The sequence below is a fragment of the Arthrobacter sp. UYCu723 genome, from assembly GCF_054059215.1.
The window spans coordinates 2,072,628-2,098,608 of the sequence record NZ_JBSSBW010000001.1 but is presented as its reverse complement, the minus strand read 5'-3'; the positions used below and the strand labels follow the sequence as shown (position 1 = coordinate 2,098,608).

Sequence of the window (25,981 nt, the reverse complement as noted above, 5' to 3'; positions counted from 1 at the left end):
GGAGTTCCGGCAGTCCAGCGCCGTCCGGGCTACGGTTTCGCTGTGCGCGAAGTCCCGCCGCTAGCGCTCCTCGCGGGGAGCGTCCCCGGCCGGTGCGCCGCCCGCGGTCTTTTCGTCGGAAGCCTGGCCGGCAGGCCGTTCGCCGGCTGTCCCCGCGGCGCCATAGTCGCCTTCCGGGTAGTCACCCTCCTCCGTGGTGACGGGCGTGCCCCCAACAGCGCCGGCCTTGCCGTAGTCGCCCTCGGAGTAATCACCCTCCTCGTCACCGACGGAGGTTGCACCGGCCGTACCCGCCGCGCCATAGTCGCCGGAGGGGTATTCGCCCTCCACTGCCGTGGGAGGGATCTCGCCGGCAGTGCCCGCGTTGCCGTAGTCGCCCTCGACATACTGGCCTTCGGCAGCCTGATCTTCCGCAGCATCGCCTTCGGCTTCCGCTGCCTCTCGGTCAAACTCACTGTTATCGGACATGTTCGGGTCCTTCCTGGAAGCATCTGGCACACCCGCGCGGGCGCAGGGGCAGTCTATCGAGCACGGCCGGGAGGCAACAGAGGAGAAGGAAACCGGCCCGGTCCGCTAGCCACTGGAGGGCTGATAGTTGGCGGGATCGAGGCCCGCGACGCCGGCCAGCACCGCAAGATGATGGGCAAAGAGCTCATCCGGGGCCGCGAAGGTGTCCGCGCCGTACTGCCCGAAAACCTCGAAGCTGACGGCCCCGAACAGCGAGGTCCACACCAGCGCACCCCGCGCGAGCAGCCCGTCCGGGACGAAGACGCCCAGCTCAGTGCGGATCCGCTCGAGGTCCGCTGCCAAGGGCGGCACGACGGCGTTCGGATCGCCTCCGGCGGCCAGCCGGCCGGCGCGGTACGCGGCGTCGAGGATCGCCATCAGCGCCTGGATGACCCGCGTGCCGGGACCGGTGGTCCGCTCCGCGGGCGCCTGGTAGCCCGGCACGGGGCTGCCGAAGAGCAGCCCGTAACTGGCGGGCTCGCTGAGCGCCCACCTCCGGACAGCCGTTCCCAGTGCCCGGAACCGGCCGGTGAAGTCCTGCTCCGGCAGAGCCCCGACGGCGGCGTCCACGGCGTCGCCGAGCTCGTTGTAGGCGTCGACCAGCAGCAGTGTGAGGAGCTCTTCGCGGTTCTCGACGTACCGGTACACGGCCGAGGACACGACGCCCAGATCCCTGGCCACGGCACGGAGCGAGAGGGCGGCTGCGCCATGAACGGCCAGATGCTCCCGGCCCAGCCGGAGGATGTCCTCGATAGTCCGGGCGCGGGCGCGCTCACGCGGCGTCGACGGCTTCCGGGCGGCGGATTCTGCTGGTGGCATGGTCCCAGCATTCCACAAGGCAGAGCGGTGTCAACAAATGTGAGCAGTGCTCTTGACGTAGGGGCCGCGCAGGTCCATTCTGGATTTGGAGAGCACTGCTCACAGGTATCCGAGAGGGAGATCAAGATGTCCGAGTTTGATAGGCCTGAACCCCGTGAAGCCCCCGCGTTGTACGTCGTGACCGGAGCCGGACCCGTCGGCTGGACGGTTGCGGAACAGCTCGCCGCGGCGGGCCACAGAGTGCGCGTCCTGACCCGGTCGGGCAGCGGACCGTCCCATCCGCTCATCGAACGGACGGCGGCCGACGTGTCCGATCCGGCCCGGCTCGAGGGCCTCTTCAGTGGCGCCTCCGCCGTCTTCCACTGCATCCACGGTTCGGACTACAGCGCCCGGATCTGGGAAGTGGAACTTCCCGGTGCCGAGCGGAACGTACTGGCCGCGGCCGGTGAGGCCGGCGCCGTCGTCGTCTTCCCGGAAAGCCTCTACTCCTACAGCGAGCCGGACCGGATCCTGGCGGAAGACAGCCCGCGCGAGGCACCGGGCGGCAAGCGCGGCATCCGCACCTCCCTGCTCAAGGCCCGGGCGGCGTCCGGAACGGACACGGTGAGCGTCGTGGCAGGTGATTTCTTCGGACCGCGGGTCCGCGGGGCCCATGCCGGCGAGCGCATGCTGCGGCCGGTACTGGCCGGCAAGCCCCTGCTGGTGATCGGGAGGGCGGACCAGCCGCACTCCTTCAGCTATGTGCCGGACCTGGCAGCGGCCATGATCCGGGCTGCGCGGGACCGCTCGCTGTGGAACAAGGTCTGGCACACGCCCACGGGCCCGGCGCTCAGCCAGCGGCAGATCGCCGGTGCGTTCGCCGCCGCGGCAGGCGTGCGCAGGCCCCGTGTGGCCGCGGTGCCGGGCTGGGCGCTGCGGGCGATGGGGCTGCTCTCCCCCGGGACCCGGGAACTGGCCGAGACCCTCTACCAGTTCGAGAAGCCGTTCGTGATGGACTCCCGCGCCAGCGAGGCGGCCCTGGGACTGCGGCCGACGCCGCTTCAGGCGGCAGCCGCCGCCACCGTGGCCTGGTGGGGGGACCAGGCACGGTGACGGAAGCTGCGGCATGGGGCGACGGCGGGCTACCGGACCCCGGCGTCCGCGGCCTCGGTCGCCTCGGCGGGCAGTCCGCTTGGGCGGCTCCCGGGGATCGGCGCAGCGAGGGCCGCCCGCCTGCCGGCCCACAACGCGGCCGCCGCAAGGACCAGCGGGACCACAAGAGCCCAGCCACTGAACAGCAGCACCGCCACCATCACTGCCGCGGCAACAATGACGCCGTACCAGGCGGCGGTGCGCGCCGGCAGCAGCCGGATCCCGGCAGCCAGCCCGAACGCCGTCACGGCCGTGAAGCAGGCGGACGCAGCCCCGATCTGGAACTGCATGTTGCTGAGCCCGGCCGCCGCCGCGCCGAAGGACAGGAACGTCATGCCGGCGAGTACGGCCAGGCTGACCGCGGGCACAGTCCCGGCGTCCCGCGCCAGCGTCCGCGGCAGCACGCCGTCGGACGCCAGGCTGGCGCCCAGGCGGCTGGCACCTGCCACAAACGTGTTGATCGGGCCGAAGGTCAGGACCGCAGCAGCGACGGCGGTGAGCGGCCCGGCAAGTCCGCCCAGTCCTTTCTCGAGCAGCTCGGCGATCGGCACTTCACTGCCGGGAAGGCGTGGCCCCAGCACGGCCACCGAGGCTGCCACCACGCCGATGTAGACCACACCCACGACGATCAGGGTCAGCCAGGTGGCGCCCTTGAGGTCGCGTTCCGGGTGGCGGAATTCCCCGGCGATATGGGTGACCGCCTCCCACCCGGCGAAGCAGAAGAAGAGCAGGCTTGCCACCCCGCCCACCGCCCAGTAGCCATGCGGGGCAAACGGTTCGAAGTTCTCTGCCTTGGCGTACGGGGCGGCCAGCGCGACGGCGAGCGCCAGCAGCCCGATCAGCAGGACCATCAGCACCAGCTGGATGCCGCTGGACATCCGGATGCCGACGGCGTTGCTCGCGAAGGCGGCAGCGAGCAGCAGGGCGGCCGCCAGCAGCGCCGTTTCCCGCCCGCCACCCACCGCGTGGGCGATGTAGTTGCCGCCGATCACCGCCGTCGCCGGGGCACCGAAGGGAATCGCGAAGTAGAAGAGGTAGCCCGCCATGGCCGAGGCGCGGCGGCCGTAGGCCCGGATGACGAAGTGGGCTATCCCGCCGGCATCGGGCTGCTGGCGGCTCATTTCGGCGAAGCTGAAGGCCACCGGCGTGCAGAACACCAACAGCAGGGCCCAGGCCAGGAGCGAGGCCGGGCTGGCCTCTTTCGCTGCGATGGCCGGCAGCACCAGGATCCCCGAGCCCAGGATCGCTCCAACATAGGTGCCGGTGGCCCGGAACAGCCCGAGCCCGGCCTTTTTGCTGTTGATGGTCACTCCTCTAATCATCCGCAGAACCGCTCCGTGCAGAAGCGGCAAAACTGACGTCCATGCGCGAAAAACCGCCGCCGTCGGCTGACTGCGTCGGCTGACTGTGTAGTGGTTCCGTCCGATTGCACCTGCGGGGCGGTAGCGTTTCATTATGAGTGCGCAGCAGCCTGACGATGTGTACAGCCACGGCCACCACGAGTCGGTGGTCCGCGCCCACGCCTCCCGGACGGCGGAGAACTCCGCAGCGTTTGTGATTCCGCACCTCCTCCGCGGGGTGTCGGTGCTCGACGTCGGCTGCGGCCCGGGCAGCATCACCTGCGACTTCGCAGTGCTGGTGGACCCCGGCAAGGTCACCGGACTGGACCGCTCCCCCGAGGTGATCGCCCAGGCCACCGCGCTGGCGGCCGAACGCGGCGTGCAGAACGCCGGGTTCGCGACCGGGAACATCTATGACCTGGACTTCGAGGATGAAACGTTCGACGTCGTCCATGCCCACCAGGTGCTGCAGCACCTGACCGATCCTGTCGCTGCCCTGCAGGAGATGCGCCGGGTGGCAAAGCCCGGCGGGATCGTCGCGGTCCGCGATGCCGACTTCCACGGCATGAGCTGGTACCCGTTCATCCCGGAGCTGGACGAATGGATGGAGCTCTACCAGCGGATCGCCCGGCGGAACGGGGCGGAGCCCGACGCCGGCCGCCGCCTGGTCTCCTGGGCACAGTCCGCCGGCTTCACCGACGTCGCGCCCTCGAGCAGCAACTGGCTCTACGCCACAGGCCAGCAGAGGCGGTGGCAGGCGCGGGTGTGGGGCGAGCGGGTACTGCACTCCGCCTTCGCGGACCAGGCCCTCGAGTACGGCTTCGCCACGCCCGCCGATCTGGCCCGGATTTCCGCCGGCTGGCACCGTTGGGGGTCCACGGACGACGGCTGGTTCCTCATTCCCAACGGCGAGGTCATTGCCCGGGCCTGAGGGGAAGCCGTTATCCACAACGCCCGCAAACGCTCTGGAGCTCCGAGGGCTGCGGTTATTAGCCTCAAGGCATGATCATTCAAGCTGGTTTTGACTTCGAGACACTCGCCCGCCCGTTCATCGTCCGGGACGGCATGCTCATGCCAAACTTGGTGCTGATATGTGTCGACGAGGAAATGCAGCTGGACGGCTTGCGCGTCGTTGCCACAGGGTTTGCGGGCTCACTGACACCGTTTCACGATGCTGTCCTGGCGGCGCTGGATGCGGAATACACCAAGTACTTTGCCATCGCGCACCCTGGCAGATTGTGAATATGCCGGCCCGGAGCCACTCATGGACGAGGCCGATGAATTGGAATCGAAGGCGGCCGAACGGGGCATGCAGCTGATCGGACACTTCGCCATCGACGAGACGGGCTATATGTCGGCCCGCGCGCGCTCGTACTTTGACCAGTATCCGGAGCACGATGACCTTCCAAGGACCATGAATCATTGGTCGCATTCAAAGCTGGGCCGGTGTGGCTGAACTTGGTCGGATGGCGGATCTCCCTGTCAGCGAACGGCCCCGGGAGCGGCTCCTCCGGCTCGGCGCTACGGCACTGAGTGATGCTGAGTTGGTAGGGATCTTGCTCGGTGCGGGAAGGCCCGGCGTCAACATGCTGATCTTGGCGCAGGCCATGCTGGTCGATTTCGGCGGTGTAGCGGGCTTGCTTCGCCTGTCGGCACCTGACCTCATGTCCGTGAACGGGGTTGGTCAGGCCATGGCCGCTCGTTTTCTCAGCGCAGCCGAACTCTGCCGACGGTCGGCCCCGGCAGATGGTCCGCCGGCCAAGATGCGCTCCTCAGCTGATCTGGCCGCCGTGGCCGTCCCGCAGCTTTCGAGTTTATCCCACGAGCGCCTGCTGATGTTTGGCGTGACGTCCGACCACACACTGAGGAATGCCGTGGTGATGGCACACGGCGGCGAGGGACAAGCAAGCTGCCCTGTTTCCAAGGTGCTGCGAGCGGTGCTCGCCGGTGGCTGCTCTCCTCCTGGAACTCATTGAAAGCTTTAGTCTTGAGCAGGATTCACTCTTAAAACTACAGTTTTTGGGACAGTTCTAGGCTCCGTAGAGCCACTCCTGCACGGTGCGGTTTCATGCCACTTTCCCAACCACCAAAGCTGCGTGCTATGTCTACCGGGCTGCCGTACCCGGACAACGGCTCCACGTGGACCACGGACGTGCTCGCTATTTCGTCGATTCCCCTGACGCCGTACGTGTCCAGTAGCGCGTCGACGACCTGTTGCGCGAGTCCCGAGAGCTTTTCAATATCGTCCGCATGCCTCTGACGCGCATTCCGGGCACCTTCGGCCCGGGTCAGCTGCGGCACCCCCCACGCGAGCCTTAGAAGGTAATCCACGGAATCCACAGGTGCGCCAGCAGCCTCGCCCATCTCCGCGGCCAGCCGCTGCATGTCAATGTGGCGATCGCGCAACAGCAACTGACCCTTGTGTCTGTCGTCCGGATCCGACCATGCCCGGAGCAGTTCCTCCGGGTGGGTAAAAGTGTCCAGTACTGTCTTCCGCGCCCAGTCGATGTACTTCACAAGTTGCGGCTGACCGGACTCGACGTCATGCACATAGAACCCTCGCTGCGGAGTTCCACTTTCTGCCCCGACAACTGAAAGACCGTCCGGGCCCGCCTGGCATCCAGTACGACTGCGTCGGAGTCGAGGTCCACATCCCCGGCGCACTGTGCCGTCTGGGTTCTTCAGCTCGTCGCTGAAACCACTGAGCAACAGCGTCTTTGCTTCCGCGTTGAGGCTGTGTGACTCGCAAAAGAGATCCCAGGCTTCTCCGAGCGTAGGCAAAGATTCAATGATGACTGCAACCCGGTCACGGAGTTGTACAGCACCCATCCGTGGCCATTCGTCGACACGGCGAAAGGCACGTCAAGTTTCGTGGCGTAGCGGGTGGCCTGCTGGAGGCCATCTCCCGGAGCCGCCCACGATCGCTTAGCTTCAATCACCATGAGGGGCTGTCCAGGAGCCAACTCCAAAACGTAGTCAGCTAGCCGCTTGGTCAACCCGTCATTCAGGCGATGGCGATTCTCGCCCTCAACGGCAAACTGCTCCTGCACCAAATCCGGCAGCCATCCAGCGGCGTGAATCGCCGGCAGTACATATTCCCGGCATGTATCGTTCTCATCCATCCCCACATGTGCCATTGGGCCAGACTCCAAGCACTCGTAGCAAAGTCGCCTGATGACCTCTACCGGTCGTGCCTGAAGCCACCCCGGACTACCCCGCACTCACAGCGCCGCCACAGCCATGCCAAAGTGCTGCCATATCTCCCCGACTGAGGTTATTTACAGGCCGAAAGCACGGCCGGCCCGGTCTCCGGGCTCCAGCAAAGGAGCAACACCATGGCAAAGATCAACAAGACCAATCATGCTCGCCGCCGTCATCGGCGGCGGCGCCATGGGCGCGTCGGCCATCCCCGCGATGGCAGCCGATTCCACCACCAGCTCATCCTCGGCCCGTCCACCGATGGTTACCGCACCGGCGGGGGCCATGGTGGCCCGGGCGACACGGCCGCGGACGGCTACACCTCCAACGGCTAAGCGATAGCAGCGCCCCAGCTTCGGGATAGAGCTGCGGGATAAGGCTGCCTGCAGGGCCGCTCCGGGCTGCGGCACCGCCGTCGTCCGGGGCACGCGTCCGCCGCCAGGCATTCCCTGCCTTCCGATCTCCCGATAGGGTGCACTGAAAGAGCCCACGGCAAGGAGGATCCATGCGCAAATTGACGGCCGGCCTTTTCTGCTCTGTGGACGGGGTGGTTGAAGACCCGTTCCTGTGGCAGTTCGACAGTTTCGACGCGGAGTTGGGTGCCGGTATGGGCGAGATGATGGGCCGGATCGACACCGCAATCCTGGGCCGCATCGGGTACGAGCAGTGGGCAGACTACTGGCCGAACGCCGAAAGCGACGCCGTCTTCGCGGGGTTTATCAATCCGCTGCCGAAATTTGTCGCGTCCCGGACGCTGGCCGGGGAGCTGGAGTGGCAGAATTCGCGCCTGATTGAGGGGCCGCTGGAGGACTTCGTGGCAGGCTTGAAGAACAGCGACGGCGGCGAAATAGGGATCTTCAGCAGTATCTCGCTGGTCCGCCAGTTGCTGTTCGCCGGGCTGCTCGACACCTTGATGCTGATCGTCCATCCCGTGATCGCGGGAAGCGGCCGGCGGCTCTTCAACGACGGCGATCCCCTGACCCGGCTGGAGCTGCAGTCGTCCCAACAGACCAGCAAAGGCAACATGATTCTCAGCTACGGCCTCCGCGGCGACTGACTCCCCACCGGACATCAGGGCGGCCAGCCCCCTCATCGAATCCGGCCGGCCAGGGCCGGGACCGTAAACTTGTCTGGTGCAACCCTCCCTTTGGCTGGCCCTCGCAGGCGCCGGCGTCCTGATCAGCTTCACTCCAGGCGCTGGCGCCATCAATACCATGAGCAACTCGCTGAACTCCGGTTTCCGCCGCTCGCTCTGGGGCATCCTCGGCCAGCAGGCCGCACTCATTGTGCATATCCTGATCGTGGCCCTGGGCGTCGGGGTCCTCGTGGCGAGCTCGCCGGTGGCGTTCAACGCCATCCGCTACGCCGGTGCTGCCTATCTGGTCTACCTGGGCATCCGGCAGTTCCTGCACAAGCCCGATCTGGACCAGGAGAGGGCTGCCGCGCTGCGCAACGAGCCGGCATTCTCCATGTTCCGCCGTGGTCTCTGGGTGAACATCCTGAACCCCAAGGCCGTCGTGTTCTTCCTGGCCTTCATGCCGCAGTTCATCCGTCCGGAGCAGCCGTTGCTCCCGCAGTACCTGGTCCTGTCCGTCACCGTCGTGGTGATCGACATCCTCGTCATGTGGTTCTTCTTCGCCGCCGCGGCCACGTCCTTCCAGCGGTTCACGCACGACGCCCGCGGCCAAAAGATTCTCAACCGGACCTTCGGCTGCCTGTTCGTGGCGGTCGGCGTCCTGCTCGCGCTGATTCACTGACACGGACCTCTGGCGCCCCGGCGGGCCGTCAAGGGCCCGCCCTGCCGAGGCCGCTGTGCCGCGACGGCCCCATGCCGCGGGATACCCAGCGTGGGCCGGGCCTGGCCTGGACACACGGCATCCGCGCCGCAGGTCCATCGTCGGCTACGTCAAGGACGCCGTGGACGCGCTGGACACGTCGCCCGACGTCCTATCGGTGCTGCGGACGCAGCGCCACTTAGCGCCGAACAGGGACTGCGGAATTCCGTTACCCTGTTACGCCGTCAGCCTGTCTCGTCACACCGGGTCCCGCAGACTTGACAGATCTTGTAACACCCGCGGAACCTCCGCTAGCCAAGAGGCGCCCGCATCATTCATGCTTAGCAATATGACCTCAACGTCGAGCCAGTACCGGATCATCACGGTCTGCACCGGAAACATCTGCCGGTCCCCGATGGCCGAGCTGATGCTGGCGGAGGCCTTTGCCGCCGAGGGTCTCGCCGGCGCCGTCGTGGACTCGGCCGGTACAACTGCCTACGAGGCCGGCCGGCCGATCGATCCCCGTGCCGCCCGCACGCTCCTGGGCCACAGCATCTCCTCAGACCACCACACGGCGCGCGAATGGCGGCCCGAATGGTTCCAGAGTCGCGAACTGATCCTGGCCCTGGATGTGGACCATTACGGCTGGCTGCGGCAGACGGCACCGGACCGCGAATCGCTGTCCAAGATCCGGATGCTGCGCAGCTTCGATCCCGCCGTGGCGGGCAAGGATCCCCTGGACCAGGGCATCGAAGATCCCTGGTACGGCGGACACGCGGACTTCGACATCACCTGGAACCTGATCCACGCCGCAATTCCAGGCATCGTGGGGCACGTCCGCACCCAACTGGCGCAACGGCAGCGGCCGGAGCAGCGGGTACGCTCTATTTCATGAGCCCCGCACCCGTCATCATCGCCATCGACGGACGATCCGGCGCAGGAAAGACCACCCTCGCGATCGAACTCGCGGCCCGGCTCCGGGAGCACCACAAGGTCTCCCTGTTCCATCTCGAGGACATCTACCCCGGCTGGAACGGACTCGCCGCAGGAATTGAACGCTACGTCTCCACGGTCCTGAAACCGCTGCACCACGGCGAACCCGCCGACTGGGTCAGCTGGGACTGGAACCGGCACTACGACGGCGAAACCCGCACCACACAGCCCGCCGAGATCGTCCTGGTGGAAGGTGTCGGCGCCGCGGCCGAAGCCGCCCGTCCGTTCCTTGACGCGGTGGTCTGGGCGGACTCCCCGGACCAGGACCGCCGCAGCCGGGCGCTCGCCCGCGACGGCGAAAGCTACGAACCCTACTGGGACCAGTGGGCCGCCCAAGAGCAGGAATGGCTGGCCGCGGACGATGTTCCGGCGCACGCCGCGGTGCGCGTGCTCAACCTCGCGGACGGCGCCGCCCCCGAGGAGGTGCTGCAGTCCCTGCAGTACCTGCCCGCTCTTGCCCCGGTGCTGTTGCCTGAGCTCGCGGCCCGCCGCGGCCTCCAGCTCCACACCGAACGGATCGACGCCGAGCCGGACGCCGTCAGGCTGTTCGAGCGTTTCTTCGGCCGCTCCGCCAACGCGGTCTGGCTGGACTCCTCCCTCAAGCCGGAAGCCCCGGGACTGCCCGGCGAGGCCCGGGACGGAGCGGCGGCAGAGCGGAGCCGCTTCAGCATCCTGGCGGACGACGGCGGCCGCTTCGGCCAGACGGTCCGGCACAGCTCGGGCAAGACCTGCGTGAGCGTCGGAAATGCGACCGTAAAAACTGAGGGACCGTTCTTCCGCTGGCTCGACGGCGTCTGGGGGCGCCGGGCTCTCCGCGTTCCCGAGGACTACCCGTGCGGGTTCACCCTGGGCTGGCTCGGCTACCTCGGCTACGAGCTCAAGCGGGAAACCGGCGGCAGCGACGTTGCCTCGGCAACCCCCGACGCCTGCCTGCTCTTCGCCGGCCGCGCCGTCGTGCTGGACCATCTGGAAGGTACGGCATGGCTGCTTGCCCTGGACACGCCCGATGCCCGGGAGTGGCTGGTGGCGGCCCGGTCAGCCGTGGCAGCCGCCGTGGCGGACACGGCAGGGGCGGACACGGTGCCGGCCGGCGGAAGCAGCGACGTCGTTCTTTCTGCCGGGCTGGACTCTGCCGCGCTGGACTTTACCGCGCGGGACTCGGAGGTCTCCTACAAGTCTAAGATCACCGAGGCACAGCACGAGATCGCCGAAGGCAACAGCTACGAGGTCTGCCTCACCACGGTGCTGACGGCAAAGGTGCCGGCCGGCGCGCTGGATCCGTGGCCGGCTTATCTCGCGTTGCGGCGCCGTAACCCGGCGCCGTTCGCCAGCTACCTGCGCTTCGGGGGACTCAGCGTGGCCAGCACCTCGCCCGAGCGCTTCCTGCGCATCATGGCCGACGGCGGGATGCGGGCCGAACCGATCAAGGGCACCCGGCGCCGGGACGCCGACCCGGTGCGGGACGGGGCACTGTGGCAGGAGCTCAAGTCTTCGCCCAAGGACCGCGCCGAGAACATCATGATCGTGGACCTGCTCCGGAATGACCTGAGCCATTTCGCCGTGCCGGGCTCCGTCTCGGTCAGCCGGCTGTGCGCGATCGAAAGCTACGCCACCGTGCACCAGATGGTGAGCACCATCGACGCCCTGCTCCGGCCCGGGATGCCGCGGGCCGAGGCCGTGGCGGCCTGCTTCCCCGCCGGGTCCATGACCGGCGCCCCGAAGGTCAGCACCATGGCCATCCTGGACCGGCTGGAAGGCGCACCCCGGGGCGTGTACTCCGGCGCGATCGGCTACTTCTCACTCAGCGGGGCCGCCGACCTCGCTGTTGCGATCCGGACCCTGGTGCTCAACGCGGACGGCGGCGACGCGGGCGCGGCGGACGGCGACGCGGAGCTGAGCCTCGGCGTCGGCGGCGCAATCACGGCGGATTCCTCGCCGCAGGAGGAGTACGAGGAGATCCGGACCAAGGCCTTCGGCGTGCTCTCGGCGCTCGGCGCAGACTTCCCGTCCGGCTGACCACCCGCCCGTTGCATTTATGCGACCAGTCCACTAAAACTATGGTGCGGCTGCGCCCCGCCAGGGTGCTCCGTTCAGGATTCCGTTCCTAGGGGAAATGATGCTGACCCGGAAGTCCTTCCGTTCCATCGTCGTCATTGTTTTGGCTGTCCTCGGCATGGCACTTGCCCCGATGCCGTCGTATGCCGCTGACGATCCGATGCCGCCACTTCCCCAGGTGTGGGGAATCACAGCCGCCGAGCAGTACAACATCCTGCATCTCTACTACAACGGACCCACGGTACGGCTCACCTTTGATGACTGCGCCACGCCAGCGAGGCTAGCGGGGATGCTGGCCTGGCTGACGGCATACAACATCCAGGCCACGTTCTTCTTTACCGGCCAGTGCATGCTGGCGCATCCCAGCTACGAGTCGCAGCTGATCAACGCCGGTCAACTTCTCGGAAACCACAGCTACGACCACGGCGACTACTCCCGCATGACTTCCGCCCAGATCAACGATGAGGTTCGCCGCTCCGGAAGTGTCGTTCCCACGACCACCCCCAAGCTGTGCCGGCCACCGTACGGCGCGGGCGCCTTCAGTCTGAACGTCTATGACGCACTGGCGGCAGCCGGCTGCAGGCCCGCTTTCTGGACGGTGGACACCCGGGACTGGGATGGATCATCGGCGGCGACGATCATCCAGCGGGTCCAGTATGGCGACGCAACAACCCCACGCGTCTACCCGGGCGGGGTCATCCTCATGCACGGCACCGGTCTACATACCCTGGAGGCGCTGCCCGGCGTCCGCTCGGCACTGATCTACCGTGGCTACGCGACCTTCCACATTCCTAGCTAGGGCTCCACGGATGGCGCGGACTACTACTGCAGGGTGGCTGTCAGCCGTGCGACGTTGTCCACGTACTTGACCAGCATGGGACGCTTCATCCAGTCCTCGAGGACGAGCTCGTGCGAGATCTCGCGGTAGGTGTCCTCCACGGCGCGGACCCTCTGCACGATGTCCTCGCCCAGGAGCATCACCGAGACCTCCAGATTCAGGGAGAAGGAGCGCATGTCCATGTTGCTGGAGCCGAGGACGGCCACCTCGTCGTCGATCGTGAAGTGCTTGGCGTGCAGCACAAACGGGGCCTTGTACAGGTATATCCTTACTCCGGCCTCCAGCAGGGCCTCGTAGTAGGACTGCTGGGCGTGGTGGACCAGGAACTGGTCGCCCTTTTCGGAGACGAACAGTTCGACGTCGACGCCGCGCTGCGCCGCCGTCGTCACCGCGTACAGCAGGGAGTCGTCCGGAACGAAATACGGGCTGCAGATCGAAACCTTGTGCTGCGCCGAGTATATGAGCGTGTTGAAGAGCCGCAGGTTGTTTTCGGTGATGAAGCCGGGGCCGCTGGGCACCACCTGCGCCGTGATCTCGCCGGCGTGCAGTTCAGGCCGGTGCGCGAGCTGGTCCTCGAGCGACTCGTCGGTCTCGCTGAGCCAGTCGGTGGCGAAGACGACGTTGAGCGTCGTGACGATCGGACCGCGCAGGCAGGCCATCAGCTCCACCCACTCACGGCCCACCTTGCGGTGCCGCGGGTTGTTGTAGGAGGGCTCGATCAGGTTCTGCGAGCCGGTGAAGGCGATCTCGCCGTCGATCACCATGATCTTGCGGTGGTTGCGCAGGTCCGGCCGGCGCCACTGCCCGTGCACGGGTCGAAGCGGCAGCATGGGCCGCCAGCGGATCTTGCTGGCCTTGAGCCGGGCGATCAGTTTGCTGTAACCCTTGATCCGCAGCGTGCCGAGGTGGTCGAAGAGCAGCCGGACTTCGACGCCGCGCTCGGCCGCCTCTTCGAGGGCCGAGAGTAGGTCATCGGTGATGTGGTCCGAACTCATGATGTAGAACTCCGCGTTGACGAAGTCCTCGGCCTCGCGGACCGCCGCCGCCATCGCCCTGATGGAATCCGGGTAGCCAGGCAGCAGCTCCACGCTGTTGCCGTCCACCATCGGCAGCGAGCCCAGGGTCTTGTTCAGCTCGGCCGCGGAGGCCACCCATTCCGGGCCGTCGTAGTGGCTTTCAAGGCTGGCCAGCTCCGAGGTGCCGGCACGTACCCGGATGTTCACCGCCTCCTGCTGGGCACGGCGTTTGCGGGAGAGCCGGAAGTTGCCGAAGAGCAGGAACAGCACCAGGCCCAGGGCCGGGACGAAGAAGATGCCCAGCAGCCACGCCATGGCGGTGGTAGGCCGGCGGTTTCCGGGGATGATCCCGAGGGCCAGCACACGGATGACGAGGTCGATCAGGGTCAGGATGAGAATCGCCCAGGACGGAAGAGTCCCCACCAGCGGAAATGGCCACAGCACAGGCGAACCCCTCAAAGCTCCAGACCCGCGGAACAGTTCCGGAACGGGCAACCTGCAAATCCTATCCGAGGCCTTCCGCACGGACACGAAAATGCCCCCGCCACGGCGGGGCACCCGCCCCTCGGGAACTAAGCTGAAACCATGACTTCTCCTGCCCCAGTTCCAGGCCTTGCCACGGTGCTGGTCTTCCTTGATCCCGAGTTCGAAAAGGGCCGCATCGCGGACGCGTCCAAGCCGCAGTTGATGGCCACGGACCAGGGCGCCACCCGCGGCGACGGCGTCTTTGAATCGCTCCTTGCCGTGGGCGGCCGGCCCAGGAAGCTGCAAGCCCATTTAAGCCGCCTGGCCGGGTCCGCCCGCTTGCTGGAGCTGGACATTCCCGCGGAGGACCAGTGGCGACGCGCCATTGAGACCGCGATCAGCGAGTACCGGAGCCAGCATGTGCCCGCCACGGCGGACACCGATGACACGGCTCCTGCTGATGAGCTGGTGGTGAAGCTCCTCGTGACGCGCGGCGTCGAGGGCGGGGGCGGGCCTACCTGCTGGGTCCAGGCCTCCGCTCCCGGCGCCGCAGGCCACCGCCAGCGCGCGACAGGGATCGACGTCATCCTCCTGGACCGCGGCTACGACAGCGAGGTCGGCGAGCGCGCCCCCTGGCTGCTCCTGGGCGCCAAGACCCTCTCCTACGCCGTCAATATGGCAGCGCTGCGCTACGCCCACCACCGGGGCGCCGACGATGTCATCTTCACCTCCGCGGACGGCAGGGTCCTCGAGGGCCCCACGTCGACAGTCCTGCTGGCCCACCTGGAAACCTCCGACGACGGCGAGGGCGGCATCCGCACGGTCCGGCGGCTCATCACACCCCAGCTGGACAGCGGCATCCTGCCCGGAACCTCGCAGGGCGCCTTGTTCGCCGCCGCCAAGGCTGCCGGCTGGGAGCTGGGCTACGGACCGCTGGAGCCGAAAGACCTGCTCGACGCCGATGCCGTGTGGCTGATTTCGAGCATCCGACTGCTGGCGCCCGTCAACCACCTTGACGGCAAGGAGATCGGCACTCCGGAATTGCGCAGGCAGCTGACGGTCGAGCTGAACGTGCTCTACGCCACCATCGAGTAGCCGAGTCCAGTCCTGCCACGGGGCTGGCGCAGGGCGCAGCTACGGGGCTGGCGCAGGAATCCGAGATGCCGGCACCCGGAAAATTCTGCCAGAAAACCGGGCCGGCGGTCTCAGTGGCGAGTGGAGGCGGGTCCGCCTAAGCCCAGGCCTCCCTGAGCGCGGCCCAGGCGTCGTCGTCAGGCCTGGCGCTGGTTTGCGCGCCGGTCCGGGCGCCGGTTTGCGCGCCGGTTGCCGCTCCGGTCCGGGCGCTGGTTGCCGTGCGGGTCCGCAGGCTACGGGGACGTGGGCTGGCAGTGCCGACGCCGGTCCGGGCGGACTTGTCCCGGTGTCCTTCCTTGCCGCTCGTGCCCCTGTGGGTTGTCATCGCCTGCAGCAGGCCGTGTGCCCGGCGGACGCGCTGCCGCCAGCGGGCCAGGACGGTCGATGGCGTTCCGGCGTAGATGTGGGCGCGCGGCGCGAACGCTACGCGGTATCCCGCCTTGCGCACGCGCCAGATCAGCTCCAGCTCCGCCCCCACCGAGTGCTGGCAGAACGGCCCGATTTCCGCCAGGACCCTGCGGGGAAACGCATCGATGTTGCCGGAAACGAATGGCGCGCAGCCGGCCACGGCCAGGGCCCGCCGGGCCATCGCCGTACCGAGGTGGCTGATGAAGGCCAGCGGCCGGGTCCGGTGCAGCTGGACCGGCCTGTCATCGCCGCAGACTGCCCCGGTGCGCTGGTCCTCGAAGCCCTGCAGCATCCTGTCGACCGTGTACGGTGCGAAGATCCTGTCCGCGTCGACAAACACCAGAACGTCACCGGTGGCATAGCGGACGCCCAGGTTCAGGGCAGCTCCCTTCCCGGCGCCTGGCTGTCCCAGGACCTTGATTCGAGGATCCCCGGCGGCGAGACCGGCCATCAGTTCGGCCGTGTTGTCCGTGGAGCCGTCGTCGACGAGGATGACCTCGTACCGGGTGTAGCGGGTGAGCTGGACGGACCGGACGCAGTTTTCGATGACGGCGGCCGCGTTGAAGGCCGGGACGACGATCGACACGCTTGGCCATTCGTCCCAGAGCGTCGGAGCCCCCCGGCGCCGCCGGCTGGCCGCCCGGACCTCGAAGCACACTGCCAACGGCACGGCGAGCAGCCGGACGAGGCCGAACAGGAGGACCGGCAGACCGGTGATGAGTACGCCGGGGAGGAGCAGGCCCGGGTGGATTCCCGGCTCAGCTGAGTCAAACCAGGGCATGGGCGTATGCTCCGGTTCCCTGCCGGAATGACGCAGGATTGAAGGACGGCAGGTTGAAGGAGGCCAGCACGGCGTCGAGCAGCTCGGGCGCCGCTTCGCTGTGGGCGCCAAACCGGGCGTTCATTTCCAGCACCACCGGAGTCCCGTCGGCCCGGCGGCGGACGGTAAGTTCGACCGGGCCGGTCAGCCCCAGCGAACGGACGGCGGCCATCGCCACATTGCCCACATCCATTGCCTCCCCGGCCGCGGCGCGGCGGACGGCTATCGCGTTGACCACGTCCTGATCTGCGCGCCCGGTCTTTTCCACCACGACCGCAAACGGGGCCGTACCGTTGTGGGCGGGGGTTCCGAAGACCACGGGCACATATTCCGTTCCGGGAATGTATTCCTGCACGATCTGCCCGTCCGGCAGTCCTGCCCAGTCGACGTCCACGCTTCCGTCCACGACAATCACCCCGCATCCGCCGCGGGAAACCCGGGGCTTGACGACCACGGGGCCGTCCAGCGCGGCCATCGCTGCGTTGGCGCCGGCAAAGTCCCCGGGGACTCCGAACCGCGGGACCGGGACCCCGGCCGACCGCAAGAGCCAGGCTGTGAAGAGCCTATCGCTGGCGACAGCCACCGGCCCGGGCTCGCCTGTGATAACACGGACGTCCCTTCCGAAACCCGCGCGGGCCGCCGAGACTTGCATCAGTTCCTCGCCGGAAGTCGGGATGACCAAATTTATTCCCTCCCGTGCGACCAGCCGGCGCAAAACCGGGATCAGTTCAGGGTCAGCGGCCGGGGGTACCCTGACAGCGGTGACGCCGGTCCCTTCCGGCAGTTCGCGGGCGTCAGCGCCCAGGAAGGGAATGCCCCGGGACCGCAGCTGGGCGGCGAGGGCCAGGCCGGCAGGGCCGCCGGCGCCGGTAATCAGGACACGGGGTTTCACAGTTTCTCCATTCAGTTCTGAGACGGCGGACAGGGCCTGGCATGACCCTGCGCGGTACCCCCTCAAGTTGCGGCGGTTGGCACTTTGAGACCTCTCGGGACCTGTTGCCTGCCTCCCAGTAAAGGCGAGCGACGTATCAGAAGACCCGAGTAGGCGCTACTCGAAACTGTCCCCGGCGGAGATAGTCGGCCGGACAGGTAGATACGTATATTCAGCCGCTGGCTACCCCGACGGACCGCTCCGGTCAAAACACTGCCTGACGTCTCCCGACCGGCTCCGCCGGCTCCGCCGGCAGCGCCGGGAGACGGTTACGGTTACGGAACATGACGAGGGCGGCGGTGCGGGCCAGCCCTGCAGATGTTACGTTTTTGGGGAGTAATGAGAACCGGCGCCAAGCCCTGACTGGCCGGTCGGCAACCCTCCCTTTCGCGGCGGGGTGCCTCAGGTGAATACTCGGCATATCGACCCATTCGAGCTGCAAGCGTGAAAGAAGGAGTACCGTCGTGCCTGACGCATCCGCCCCCGCTGTCCCCACCACAGCACCCGCCCCGTCCGCAGCCGTCCCCGGCGCAGCCGCCGAGGAAAAGCTGGCCTACCGCCTGTTCACCGGCCCCGACGACCGCTCCTTCTGCGAGCGCGTTTCGGCGGCGCTGGCCGAAGGCTACGTGCTGCACGGAAGCCCCTCCGCCGCCTTCAACGGCAGCAGCGTCATCGTCGCCCAGGCCGTGGTGCTGCCGGCCGCAATTGCCAGCGCGGACGCCGCCGTCGCCGACGCGGTCGAAGGCCTGGGAATTGACGGCGTCGGCTACGAAGAGACCATCGAGGGCCACGCGTGAGCTACGCCGGAGACCTGGACCCGCAGGAAGCCTGGGCCAAGCTGGAGGCGGGCGCCATCCTGGTGGACGTCCGCACCGAGGCGGAATGGGCCCACATCGGCATCCCGGACACGAAAGCGACGGAAAATGATCCGCTCTTCATCCAGTGGAGCCTGGCCGGCGGCATCCCCAATTCGCAGTTCGTGAAGCAACTGAAGCAGCAGGCGCCGGAGGATTCCGGTACCGAGTTGGTGTTCCTCTGCCGTTCAGGTGCCCGCTCCATCGCCGCCGCAACCGCCGCCACCGAGGCCGGCTTCACCTCCTACAACGTCCTCGAGGGCTTCGAAGGCGAGCCCGACCGCTACGGCGAACGGACCGTCAACGGCTGGAAGAACCGCGGCCTGCCCACCAACCTCGGAAAGAACTAAGTGACTTTCAATCCCGACGCCGCCGGCTGGAGCCCCGACACCCAGGCTGTCCGCGGCGGACTTGACCGCACCGGCTTCCAGGAAACCACCGAGCCGGTCTTCCTCAATTCCGGCTTCGTCTACGAATCCGCCGCCGCCGCCGAGCGCGCCTTCACCGGCGAGGACGAGCGCTTCGTCTACTCCCGCTACGGAAACCCCTCGGTGGCGACCTTCCAGGAACGGCTCCGGCTGCTCGAGGGCACCGAGGCGTGCTTTGCGACGGCGTCCGGCATGTCCGCGGTGTTCACCGCGCTCGGCGCGCTGCTGGGCGCCGGGGACCGTGTGGTCGCCGCCCGCTCGCTGTTCGGCTCCTGCTTTGTGATCCTCAACGAAATCCTGCCGCGCTGGGGTGTGGAAACGGTCTTCGTCGACGGGCCGGACCTGGAGCAGTGGCGCGAGGCGTTGTCGGAGCCGACCACCGCGGTCTTCTTCGAGTCGCCATCGAACCCGATGCAGGAGATTGTGGACATCGCCGCCGTGAGCGAACTGGCCCATGCTGCCGGGGCGACCGTCGTCGTCGACAACGTCTTCGCCACCCCCCTGCTGCAGCGCTGCGGGGACCTCGGCGCGGACGTGGTGGTCTACTCCGGCACCAAGCACATCGACGGCCAGGGCCGGGTGCTCGGCGGGGCGATCCTGGGCACGAAGGCATTCATTGACGGGCCCGTCAAGCAGCTCATGCGGCACACTGGACCCGCCCTGTCCGCCTTCAACGCGTGGGTGCTGACCAAGGGCCTGGAGACCATGGCGCTGCGCGTCAACCATTCCTCGGCGTCCGCCCTGCGGCTGGCCGAATGGCTCGAGGAGCAGCCCGCGGTCAGCGCGGTGTTGTACCCGCTGCTGAAATCCCACCCGCAGTACGAGCTCGCGGCCAGGCAGATGACGGCCGGCGGCACCGTGCTCACGCTGGAACTTTCCCCGTCCCCCGGGCGCTCGGCGAAGGAAGCCGCCTTCGCACTGCTGGACGCGCTGCGGATCATCGACATCTCCAACAACCTGGGCGATGCGAAGTCCCTCATCACGCATCCGGCCACGACGACGCACCGCGCCATGGGCCCGGAAGGACGCGCTGCGATCGGGCTGAGCGACGGCGTGGTGCGGCTCTCCGTGGGCCTGGAAGACGTCGAGGACCTGATCCGCGACCTCCGCCAGGCGCTCAAACAGGTCTGACCAGGGATTCTTCATACCGCGAACTGCGGACTCGGCAGCGTCTTTTCGGTCAGGCCCGGCGCACCCGGCCCAGGGACGACGGCTGGTGCGCGGGATCCCGGGACTCCGACCCCAGCATGGTTACCTTGACGGCCCGGTCGACGACGGCGACGAGGCCGCCTTCCCGGAACGGCCGGCGCTGCAGCTGCGAACCGGTCCCCTCGGCGAGGATCCGTGCGATGCCCTCGTGGACCAGTTCCAGCTCCCCCTGCTCCGCCAGCACCGGGGCCAGATAGTCCACGAGTGCGTGGACCACATCCGCCGCCGGCGCGGGTGTAAAGGTCCCGAAGTCCAGCAGTTGGCTGCGGAGCCCGCAATTACTGGCCTGCCAGGCGGCCATCCGCAGCAGCAGCGTCGGCACCGGGGCTGGTTCAACGCCGTCGTTCCACTCCCGGCAGGCCGATTCGACCAGGGCACGCACCAACACGGCGATCAGCGCCGCGTCGTCGGCCCGCAGGCAGACGTCGGCGACCCGGACCTCCACGGTGGGATGGTGGCTGCACAGCCGCGCGTCGAAATAGATCATCCCCTCGTCCAGCAGCACGCCGCTTTCCACCAGCCGGGTCACCACCCGCCGGTAGACCGGCACGCTGCCGAAGATCATCGTAGGACCCGAGCCCGGCCAGCGGTTCCACGCCTGGGTGCGGTAGCTTTCAAACCCTGTCTCCGCGCCGTTCCAGTACGGGGAATTTGCGCTGAGGGCAATCAGCACGGCCAGCTTGTCCCGGATCCGGTCCATCACCGCCACGCCTTCCTCGGGGGATTCCACAAACGTGTGGACGTGGAAGCCGCAGGTGAGCTGGTTCCGGACGATCAGCCCGAATCGTTCCTGCATGGTGACATACCGCGGCGAAGGCGTTGTGTGCGTCGCGGAGCCCCTCGGCGACGTGGCCAGGGCTGCGACGCGGCCGCCGTGTGCCCGTGCGGCCTGGTCCGCGAGCGCACGGCCCTGCCTGAGCTGCTGGAGCAATTGGGTGTAATCCAGACACGGCTGCGTCTGGGTTTCAATCTGTTCCAGCTTGAGCTCGAAGCTGAAACCGGCGTCTTCGTGGACCGGCCTCTGCGCCGGGACCACGCGGCCCGCGTCCTGCTTCTGGGGGACCAGGCTGGGCAGCATGACGTCGGCCAGGGCAAGCGGCATCCCCGTTTCGGGGTCCACTATCAGCAGTTCTTCCTCCACGCCGAAGGTGCGCATAAATCTATTGTGCGTCAGGACCCGCGGAAGCGCGCTACCCCAACGCGGAGTCACTCCTCGCCCATCCCAGGGGATCGGATGGGCGCGGAGTGACCCGGCGTTGCTTAAACGAGGCCGTCAGTCCTGGAAATACTCGACCTTTGCGCCGATGGTGTTGAGCCGCTCGGCAAGGTCCTCGTAGCCGCGCTCGATCACGTAGATGTTGCGCAGTTCCGAGACGCCGCGGGCCGCGAGCATCGCCAGCAGCAGGCAGGCTGCGGGACGGAGGGCCGGCGGGCAGCCCACCTCGGCCGCACGCCACTTGGTGGGTCCGTTGACGTAGATCCGGTGCGGATCGAGCAGCTGCACCTGGGCGCCGAGCCTGTTCAGTTCGGTCAGATAGATCGCACGGTTTTCATACACCCAGTCGTGGATCATGGTCTGGCCGTGGGCGTTGGCGGCAATGACCGCGAAGAAGGGCAGGTTGTCGATGTTCAGTCCGGGGAAGGGCATCGGATGGATCTTGTCCTCAGGTGCACGTAATTCCGAGGGTTTGGTGGTGACGTCCACCAGCCGGGTGCGGCCGTTGCGGGCAAGATATTCGCCGGACAGCTCGAGCCGCTGGCCCATCTGTTCGAGCGTCGCGAGTTCGATCTCCATGAACTCAATGGGGACGCGGCGGACGGTGACTTCCGAGTTGGTCACGATGCCGGCGGTGATGAGGCTCATCGCCTCGATCGGGTCCTCGGAAGGGAAGTATTCGATGTCTGCCTCCACCGACGGGCGCCCGGTGATCTTCAGGGTGGTGGTTCCCACGCCCTGGATCTCCACGCCGAGCATCTGCAAGTAGAAGCAGAGGTCCTGCACCATGTAGTTGGGGCTGGCATTGCGGATGATGGTGGTGCCGCGGCGGTGGGCGGCGGCCATGATCGCGTTCTCGGTGACGGTGTCGCCGCGTTCGCTCAGCACGAAGGAACGGTCATGTCCGTCCGACGGCGGCGCCTGCACGGCGTAGAACCCGGACTTCGCTTCGACGCTGAGGCCGAACTGGCGCAGCGCCTGCATGTGCGGCTGCACCGTGCGGGTGCCGAGGTCGCAGCCGCCGGCGTAGGGCAGGCGGTATTCGCTGGACTCGTCCAGGAGCGGTCCCAGCAGCATGATCACGCTGCGGGTCCGGCGGGCGGCCTCCACGTCCATGGAATCGAGGTCCAGCACGGCGGGGCGGCGGATCTGCAGATCGTTCGCGTTCAGCCAGGTGCATTCGACGCCGATGCTGGTCAGCACCTCGACGATACGGTTGACCTCCTCGATCCGGGCCAGCCGGCGCAGCGTGGTGGTTCCGCGGTTGATCAGGCTGGCACACAGGAGGGCGACGCCGGCGTTCTTGCTGCTGTTGACGTCCACGGAACCGGAGAGGGTGCGGCCACCCTCGACCCGGAGGTGGGTCATCTGCGGCCGGCCTACCTTGACGATGCTCCGGCCGAAGACGGACTCCAGCCGCTGGATCATCTTCAGGCTCAGGTTCTGCTTGCCTTGTTCCATCCGGGCGATCGCGCTCTGGCTGGTTCCCAGCTCGGCGGCGAGCTGTCCCTGGGTCCAGCCCTTCTGTCCGCGGGCATCGCGGAGCAGGGCACCAACGTGTTCAGCAGTCTGTTGAGTCATACCCAAAAAATATCACGGATCAGCTGTTGGTCCCGGAAAACGCCGCCGAAATGCCGATAATCTCACAGGAATATCCGCGCGGTGCGATAAACGCCGGGCGATAGGTTCCGGGGCAGGGCGCGCACCGCTGCGTTGAGGACCTCCTATTGCCGGGTGAGGAACACGAGATTCCAGGTCCCGGCGGCCAGTGCCGCGGCGACGGCGGCAGCGGCAATGCCGAGCCCGCCCAGCAGGACCCAGGCGTCGAGGATGCTGAAGGTGGAGGGCCGCGCCCAGGTGCGTTGGGCGCCACCGAAGCCGCGGGCCTCCATGGTGACGGCCAGCCGGGAGGCGCGCCGGATGGCCTGCACGAGGAGCCCGAAGCTCTGCCCCAGCGTGGACCGGAGCCGCTGGTACGGGTTGCCGCGCGAGCCCACGCCGCGGGCCCGCCGCGCCATGCCGATGGTCTGCCATTCTTCGGCCATGAGCCCCACCAGCCGCATCGCGGCCAAGGTGCCCAGGACGAAGCGGTGCGGCAGTTTCGCGTTCTGGGCCAGCGCGTCGGCCAGGTCCGTGGGGTCCGTGCAGCTCATCAGCAGCACCGCGGGCAGCGCGATGGCGAGTCCGCGGAGCAGGAAGCCCAGCCCCAGTTCAAGGGAACCGTCGCTGATGGACCAGATGCCGGCGTCGAGCAGTATGCTTCCGCTGTCCGGCGCCAGGATGGCGGTGCTCCAGCCCCCCAGCGCCGCGGCCAGGATCAGCGGCCAGCCGCGCTGCCAGAGCAGCGCGAGGCTCAGCCCGGCCAGCGGAAACAGCGCCACTTCGAAGGCCAGCGCCACCGACGCTGAAACCCAGTCGATGGACAGCGCCAGCACGAGGGTGATCAGCACGACGGCGGTGAACTTGGCCAGCGGGTTGGCGCGGGTCAACAGGGCCTGGTTGCCGCGCAGGCTCAGGACGTCCCTCACTGCGCCGCCACCGGGCCCGGTTCGCGATTGCCCGGCTCGCGATCGCCCGGTTCACGGTGCTCCGGCGCGCGGAGGCTGAGCTGGGTGCCGCCAAGGACCGCGGTGAATTCCGCGTCGTGGGTTACCGACACGACGGCGGTGCCGGCGTCGAGGAGTTCGGAGAGGAAGGAGGCGAGCTCGGCCCAGGTGTTGGCATCCTGGCCGAAGGTGGGCTCGTCCAGGACGAGCACCTGCGGATGGGCCGCGAGCACGGTGGCAACCGAGAGCCGCCGCTTTTCGCCTCCGGAGAGTGTGTAGGGGTTGGCGTCCACCAGTTCGGTCAGCCGGAGCCGCTCCAGCAACTCGTCCACCCGTTCTTCGCCCCGGCCCAGGTGCCGGGGACCGAACATTAACTCGTCGAGCACCCGGCCAGTGACAAACTGGTGCTCGGGTTCCTGGAAGACGGTACCGATCCGGGCAATCAGCTGTTGCGCCTTCCAATGGTACGGATCGGTCCCGGCGCCGGCGCCCAGCTCCGGCGTGGCGGAAACGGTACCGGACACCGGCGCCAGCAGGCCGGCCAGGGTCAGGGCAAACGTCGACTTTCCGGAGCCGTTGGGGCCGGTGATGGTCAGCGCCTCGCCGGCGCGGATCTGGGCTGTGATGCCGGACTGCACCGGTACCGGGGCGATGGCCCTGAAGCCCCTGCGCAGACCGGAACGGCGGGGGTGCTCGCGGGAGACCGCCAGGTTGTCGGCCGCCATCAGGAGGGTCCCGGCGTCGGGCTGTCCGGGCAGGGATGCTTTTGCGGAGCCTGATACCGGCGAGCCCGCGGCAGACGCTGCCCGCACCCGGGTCGGCGGCACGTAACCGGGGACCCAGACCCCGGCAGCAGTGAGCATGTCCCGTGCCTGTGCCAGGACCTGGTCCGGCGGGCCGTCGATCAGCACGGCCGGTTCCGTGGCGGAGCCCGGCTGCAGGACCACGATCCGGTCCACGAGGTCCTTCCAGACGGCGACCCGGTGCTCCACCACCACGAGGGTGGCGCCGGTCTTGTCCAGGCAGCGGCCGACGGCGTCGCGGACTTCCAGGACGCCGGCGGGGTCCAGGTTGGCAGTGGGTTCGTCGAGCAGGAGCAGCCCGGGCCGCATCGCCAGGATGCCGGCGAGCGCCAGCCGCTGCTTCTGGCCGCCGGAGAGGGCCGAGGTCGGGTGGTCCAGCGGCAGCCGGCCCAGCCCGACGTCGTCGAGCGCTTCACCGACCCGGGCCCAGATCTCCGCCGGGGGCACGGACAGGTTTTCCGCCCCGAAGGCGACGTCGTCACCGAGACGGGAGAGCACCACCTGCGTCTCCGGGTCCTGCTGCACCAGCCCGGCCCGGCCGCGCCGGGCCCGCGGCGGGGCGCCGTCGATCAGCAGGCTGCCGGTCTCGTCGGAATCCTCTGCCGTGTTGTCGCCGAGGGCGTCGGCTGCGTTGTCGCCGAGGACCCCGGCCAGTGCGTGGAGCAGCGTCGATTTGCCGGCGCCGGAAGGCCCGAGCAGCAGCACCCGCTCCCCGGGACTGATGTCCAGGTCCAGCCCGTTGACGGCGGGCCGCGGCCGGCCGGCGTGCCGCCAGCCCCAGCCGCGGGCCGTGACCGCGGCCGGGCGGACGCCGGCACCTGGTGCCGGCATCAGGAGAACACAGGCTCCGTGGCGGCCTTGCGCGAGGCGAACGAGCTCAGCACCCCGGTCTTGGCGAGACCCCGGGTGGCGAGCCAGGACAGGGCGCCGGCAATCACGGCGGCGGAGACGGACATGAAGATGATGTACGCCAACTTGTCCCCGGCGGCGTAGGCGATGTTCCAGCCCCACGGCGCGAAGGAGTCATTCAGGGCGCCGAACAGTCCGGCACCGGCACCGGCCAGCAGGGACACCGGCAGGTTGAACTTCTTGTAGACGAACGCCGCGAAGACGAGCTCGGCTCCGAGGCCCTGGAGCACGCCGGAGATCAGGACAGTGGTGCCGTATTGCGAGCCCATGATCAGCTCGCCGGTGGCAGCCACCGTTTCGCAGAACAGTGCCGCCCCGGGCTTGCGGATGATGAGCATGCCGAGCACGGCGGGAATCATCCAGCCTCCGGCGTAGAGCCCTGTCAGCGGCGGATACAGCGCGTTGACCGGGGCTGAAATCAGATTGGCGCCCTGGGACCAGGCCCAGAAAATGACGCCACCGGCAACCGCGATCAACGCGGCCACCACAATGTCCACCACACGCCAGTTGTAGCCGCGCCGGTTGAGCGTCGGCTGAGCAGAAATGTCAGTCATGTCGTCCTCCTGAGGAACAGGAGGGGAGAGTG

Annotated in this window: 28 protein-coding genes and 1 riboswitch; of the genes, 15 read left to right on the top strand and 13 right to left on the bottom strand. The window is 67.8% G+C overall.

Annotated features, from left to right (window positions below; translation table 11 throughout):
* Window positions 1-60: 60 nt before the first annotated feature.
* Together ACVWZ8_RS09860 and ACVWZ8_RS09855 are read right to left on the bottom strand one after the other, a co-directional pair.
* Complete coding sequence (locus ACVWZ8_RS09860; protein ID WP_426979518.1) at window positions 61-468, bottom strand: hypothetical protein; 408 nt, start codon at window positions 466-468, stop codon at window positions 61-63.
* A gap of 105 nt (window positions 469-573) precedes the next feature.
* The gene (locus tag ACVWZ8_RS09855; protein ID WP_426979519.1) at window positions 574-1,326 is read right to left on the bottom strand and encodes a TetR/AcrR family transcriptional regulator; all 753 of its coding nucleotides are present in this window, start codon (window positions 1,324-1,326) and stop codon (window positions 574-576) included.
* A 126-nt stretch (window positions 1,327-1,452) separates the two neighbouring features.
* On the opposite strand from ACVWZ8_RS09855, the gene ACVWZ8_RS09850 reads away from it, so the two are divergent.
* Window positions 1,453-2,418: an NAD-dependent epimerase/dehydratase family protein gene (locus tag ACVWZ8_RS09850; RefSeq protein ID WP_456504528.1), complete on the top strand. Its 966-nt coding sequence runs from the start codon at window positions 1,453-1,455 to the stop codon at window positions 2,416-2,418.
* A gap of 29 nt (window positions 2,419-2,447) precedes the next feature.
* Here ACVWZ8_RS09850 and ACVWZ8_RS09845 read toward each other — a convergent pair whose 3' ends face one another.
* Entirely contained in the window at window positions 2,448-3,767 is a 1,320-nt protein-coding gene (locus tag ACVWZ8_RS09845) for an APC family permease (protein WP_456504527.1), read from the bottom strand.
* A 145-nt stretch (window positions 3,768-3,912) separates the two neighbouring features.
* Here ACVWZ8_RS09845 and ACVWZ8_RS09840 point away from each other — a divergent pair, with 145 nt between their 5' ends.
* The 4 genes from ACVWZ8_RS09840 to ACVWZ8_RS09825 all read left to right on the top strand — a co-directional run bounded on the left by ACVWZ8_RS09840 (window position 3,913) and on the right by ACVWZ8_RS09825 (window position 5,773).
* Entirely contained in the window at window positions 3,913-4,728 is an 816-nt protein-coding gene (locus ACVWZ8_RS09840; protein ID WP_456504526.1) for a methyltransferase domain-containing protein, read from the top strand.
* 71 nt (window positions 4,729-4,799) lie between these two features.
* Complete coding sequence (locus ACVWZ8_RS09835) at window positions 4,800-5,039, top strand: hypothetical protein (RefSeq protein ID WP_456504525.1); 240 nt, start codon at window positions 4,800-4,802, stop codon at window positions 5,037-5,039.
* Window positions 5,040-5,061: 22 nt separating this feature from the next.
* On the top strand, window positions 5,062-5,253 hold the full coding sequence (locus ACVWZ8_RS09830) for a hypothetical protein (protein WP_456504524.1): 192 nt from the start codon (window positions 5,062-5,064) through the stop codon (window positions 5,251-5,253).
* Between the two features lie 10 nt (window positions 5,254-5,263).
* A complete protein-coding gene (locus ACVWZ8_RS09825) occupies window positions 5,264-5,773 on the top strand; it encodes a UPF0758 domain-containing protein (protein ID WP_456504523.1) in 510 nt (169 codons plus the stop codon).
* Window positions 5,774-5,807: 34 nt separating this feature from the next.
* Here ACVWZ8_RS09825 and ACVWZ8_RS09820 read toward each other — a convergent pair whose 3' ends face one another.
* Both ACVWZ8_RS09820 and ACVWZ8_RS09815 read right to left on the bottom strand, forming a co-directional pair.
* Window positions 5,808-6,347, bottom strand: coding sequence for a type I restriction-modification enzyme R subunit C-terminal domain-containing protein (locus ACVWZ8_RS09820; RefSeq protein WP_456504522.1), 540 nt, complete (start codon window positions 6,345-6,347; stop codon window positions 5,808-5,810).
* A gap of 131 nt (window positions 6,348-6,478) precedes the next feature.
* Window positions 6,479-6,919 (bottom strand): type I restriction endonuclease, encoded by a 441-nt coding sequence (locus ACVWZ8_RS09815; protein WP_456504521.1) that lies wholly within the window; start codon window positions 6,917-6,919, stop codon window positions 6,479-6,481.
* Window positions 6,920-7,132: 213 nt separating this feature from the next.
* Between ACVWZ8_RS09815 and ACVWZ8_RS09810 the strand changes: the two genes are divergently transcribed.
* The 6 genes from ACVWZ8_RS09810 (at window position 7,133) to ACVWZ8_RS09785 (ending at window position 12,617) form a co-directional block, all read left to right on the top strand.
* On the top strand, window positions 7,133-7,330 hold the full coding sequence (locus tag ACVWZ8_RS09810; RefSeq protein WP_456504520.1) for a hypothetical protein: 198 nt from the start codon (window positions 7,133-7,135) through the stop codon (window positions 7,328-7,330).
* Window positions 7,331-7,500: 170 nt separating this feature from the next.
* Window positions 7,501-8,052, top strand: a complete 552-nt coding sequence (locus ACVWZ8_RS09805; protein WP_426979527.1) for a dihydrofolate reductase family protein — start codon at window positions 7,501-7,503, stop codon at window positions 8,050-8,052.
* A gap of 76 nt (window positions 8,053-8,128) precedes the next feature.
* Window positions 8,129-8,752, top strand: coding sequence for a LysE family transporter (locus tag ACVWZ8_RS09800; RefSeq protein WP_426979528.1), 624 nt, complete (start codon window positions 8,129-8,131; stop codon window positions 8,750-8,752).
* A gap of 367 nt (window positions 8,753-9,119) precedes the next feature.
* Complete coding sequence (locus tag ACVWZ8_RS09795; protein WP_426979529.1) at window positions 9,120-9,665, top strand: low molecular weight protein-tyrosine-phosphatase; 546 nt, start codon at window positions 9,120-9,122, stop codon at window positions 9,663-9,665.
* The gene (locus ACVWZ8_RS09790; RefSeq protein WP_456504519.1) at window positions 9,662-11,779 is read left to right on the top strand and encodes a chorismate-binding protein; all 2,118 of its coding nucleotides are present in this window, start codon (window positions 9,662-9,664) and stop codon (window positions 11,777-11,779) included. Before ACVWZ8_RS09795 ends, ACVWZ8_RS09790 begins: the two co-directional genes overlap by 4 nt.
* A 97-nt stretch (window positions 11,780-11,876) precedes the next feature.
* The gene (locus tag ACVWZ8_RS09785) at window positions 11,877-12,617 is read left to right on the top strand and encodes a polysaccharide deacetylase family protein (RefSeq protein WP_426979531.1); all 741 of its coding nucleotides are present in this window, start codon (window positions 11,877-11,879) and stop codon (window positions 12,615-12,617) included.
* Window positions 12,618-12,640: 23 nt separating this feature from the next.
* Here ACVWZ8_RS09785 and cls read toward each other — a convergent pair whose 3' ends face one another.
* The gene (gene cls, locus ACVWZ8_RS09780) at window positions 12,641-14,116 is read right to left on the bottom strand and encodes a cardiolipin synthase (RefSeq protein WP_426979532.1); all 1,476 of its coding nucleotides are present in this window, start codon (window positions 14,114-14,116) and stop codon (window positions 12,641-12,643) included.
* A gap of 141 nt (window positions 14,117-14,257) precedes the next feature.
* Between cls and ACVWZ8_RS09775 the strand changes: the two genes are divergently transcribed.
* A complete protein-coding gene (locus ACVWZ8_RS09775; protein ID WP_456504518.1) occupies window positions 14,258-15,232 on the top strand; it encodes an aminodeoxychorismate lyase in 975 nt (324 codons plus the stop codon).
* A gap of 136 nt (window positions 15,233-15,368) precedes the next feature.
* Here the strand turns inward: ACVWZ8_RS09775 and ACVWZ8_RS09770 are convergent, their stop codons facing one another.
* Window positions 15,369-16,460 (bottom strand): glycosyltransferase, encoded by a 1,092-nt coding sequence (locus ACVWZ8_RS09770; RefSeq protein WP_456504517.1) that lies wholly within the window; start codon window positions 16,458-16,460, stop codon window positions 15,369-15,371.
* The gene (locus tag ACVWZ8_RS09765) at window positions 16,447-17,391 is read right to left on the bottom strand and encodes an ATP-grasp domain-containing protein (protein WP_456504516.1); all 945 of its coding nucleotides are present in this window, start codon (window positions 17,389-17,391) and stop codon (window positions 16,447-16,449) included. Before ACVWZ8_RS09765 ends, ACVWZ8_RS09770 begins: the two co-directional genes overlap by 14 nt.
* A 374-nt stretch (window positions 17,392-17,765) precedes the next feature.
* Window positions 17,766-17,881, top strand: a riboswitch (SAM riboswitch).
* A 97-nt stretch (window positions 17,882-17,978) separates the two neighbouring features.
* On the opposite strand from ACVWZ8_RS09765, the gene ACVWZ8_RS09760 reads away from it, so the two are divergent.
* From ACVWZ8_RS09760 to ACVWZ8_RS09750, 3 genes are read left to right on the top strand one after another with little or no spacing between them, the layout of a single operon-like run.
* Window positions 17,979-18,227 (top strand): DUF1737 domain-containing protein, encoded by a 249-nt coding sequence (locus ACVWZ8_RS09760; RefSeq protein WP_456505930.1) that lies wholly within the window; start codon window positions 17,979-17,981, stop codon window positions 18,225-18,227.
* Entirely contained in the window at window positions 18,224-18,634 is a 411-nt protein-coding gene (locus tag ACVWZ8_RS09755; protein WP_426979536.1) for a rhodanese-like domain-containing protein, read from the top strand. The genes ACVWZ8_RS09760 and ACVWZ8_RS09755 overlap by 4 nt, the downstream gene beginning before the upstream one ends.
* Window positions 18,635-19,843, top strand: a complete 1,209-nt coding sequence (locus tag ACVWZ8_RS09750; protein WP_426979537.1) for an O-succinylhomoserine sulfhydrylase — start codon at window positions 18,635-18,637, stop codon at window positions 19,841-19,843.
* 49 nt (window positions 19,844-19,892) lie between these two features.
* Here ACVWZ8_RS09750 and ACVWZ8_RS09745 read toward each other — a convergent pair whose 3' ends face one another.
* The 5 genes from ACVWZ8_RS09745 to ACVWZ8_RS09725 all read right to left on the bottom strand — a co-directional run bounded on the left by ACVWZ8_RS09745 (window position 19,893) and on the right by ACVWZ8_RS09725 (window position 25,949).
* Entirely contained in the window at window positions 19,893-21,077 is a 1,185-nt protein-coding gene (locus ACVWZ8_RS09745) for a glutamate--cysteine ligase 2 (RefSeq protein ID WP_426979538.1), read from the bottom strand.
* A gap of 117 nt (window positions 21,078-21,194) precedes the next feature.
* Window positions 21,195-22,718 carry a UDP-N-acetylglucosamine 1-carboxyvinyltransferase gene (locus ACVWZ8_RS09740; RefSeq protein WP_426979539.1) on the bottom strand — a complete coding sequence of 508 codons (1,524 nt, stop codon included), beginning with the start codon at window positions 22,716-22,718 and terminating at the stop codon, window positions 21,195-21,197.
* Between the two features lie 143 nt (window positions 22,719-22,861).
* Window positions 22,862-23,665 carry an energy-coupling factor transporter transmembrane component T family protein gene (locus tag ACVWZ8_RS09735; protein WP_456504515.1) on the bottom strand — a complete coding sequence of 268 codons (804 nt, stop codon included), beginning with the start codon at window positions 23,663-23,665 and terminating at the stop codon, window positions 22,862-22,864.
* Window positions 23,662-25,317 carry an ABC transporter ATP-binding protein gene (locus ACVWZ8_RS09730; protein WP_456504514.1) on the bottom strand — a complete coding sequence of 552 codons (1,656 nt, stop codon included), beginning with the start codon at window positions 25,315-25,317 and terminating at the stop codon, window positions 23,662-23,664. Before ACVWZ8_RS09730 ends, ACVWZ8_RS09735 begins: the two co-directional genes overlap by 4 nt.
* Window positions 25,317-25,949: an ECF transporter S component gene (locus tag ACVWZ8_RS09725; RefSeq protein ID WP_426979542.1), complete on the bottom strand. Its 633-nt coding sequence runs from the start codon at window positions 25,947-25,949 to the stop codon at window positions 25,317-25,319. The genes ACVWZ8_RS09730 and ACVWZ8_RS09725 overlap by 1 nt, the downstream gene beginning before the upstream one ends.
* Between the last annotated feature and the right edge of the window lie 32 nt (window positions 25,950-25,981).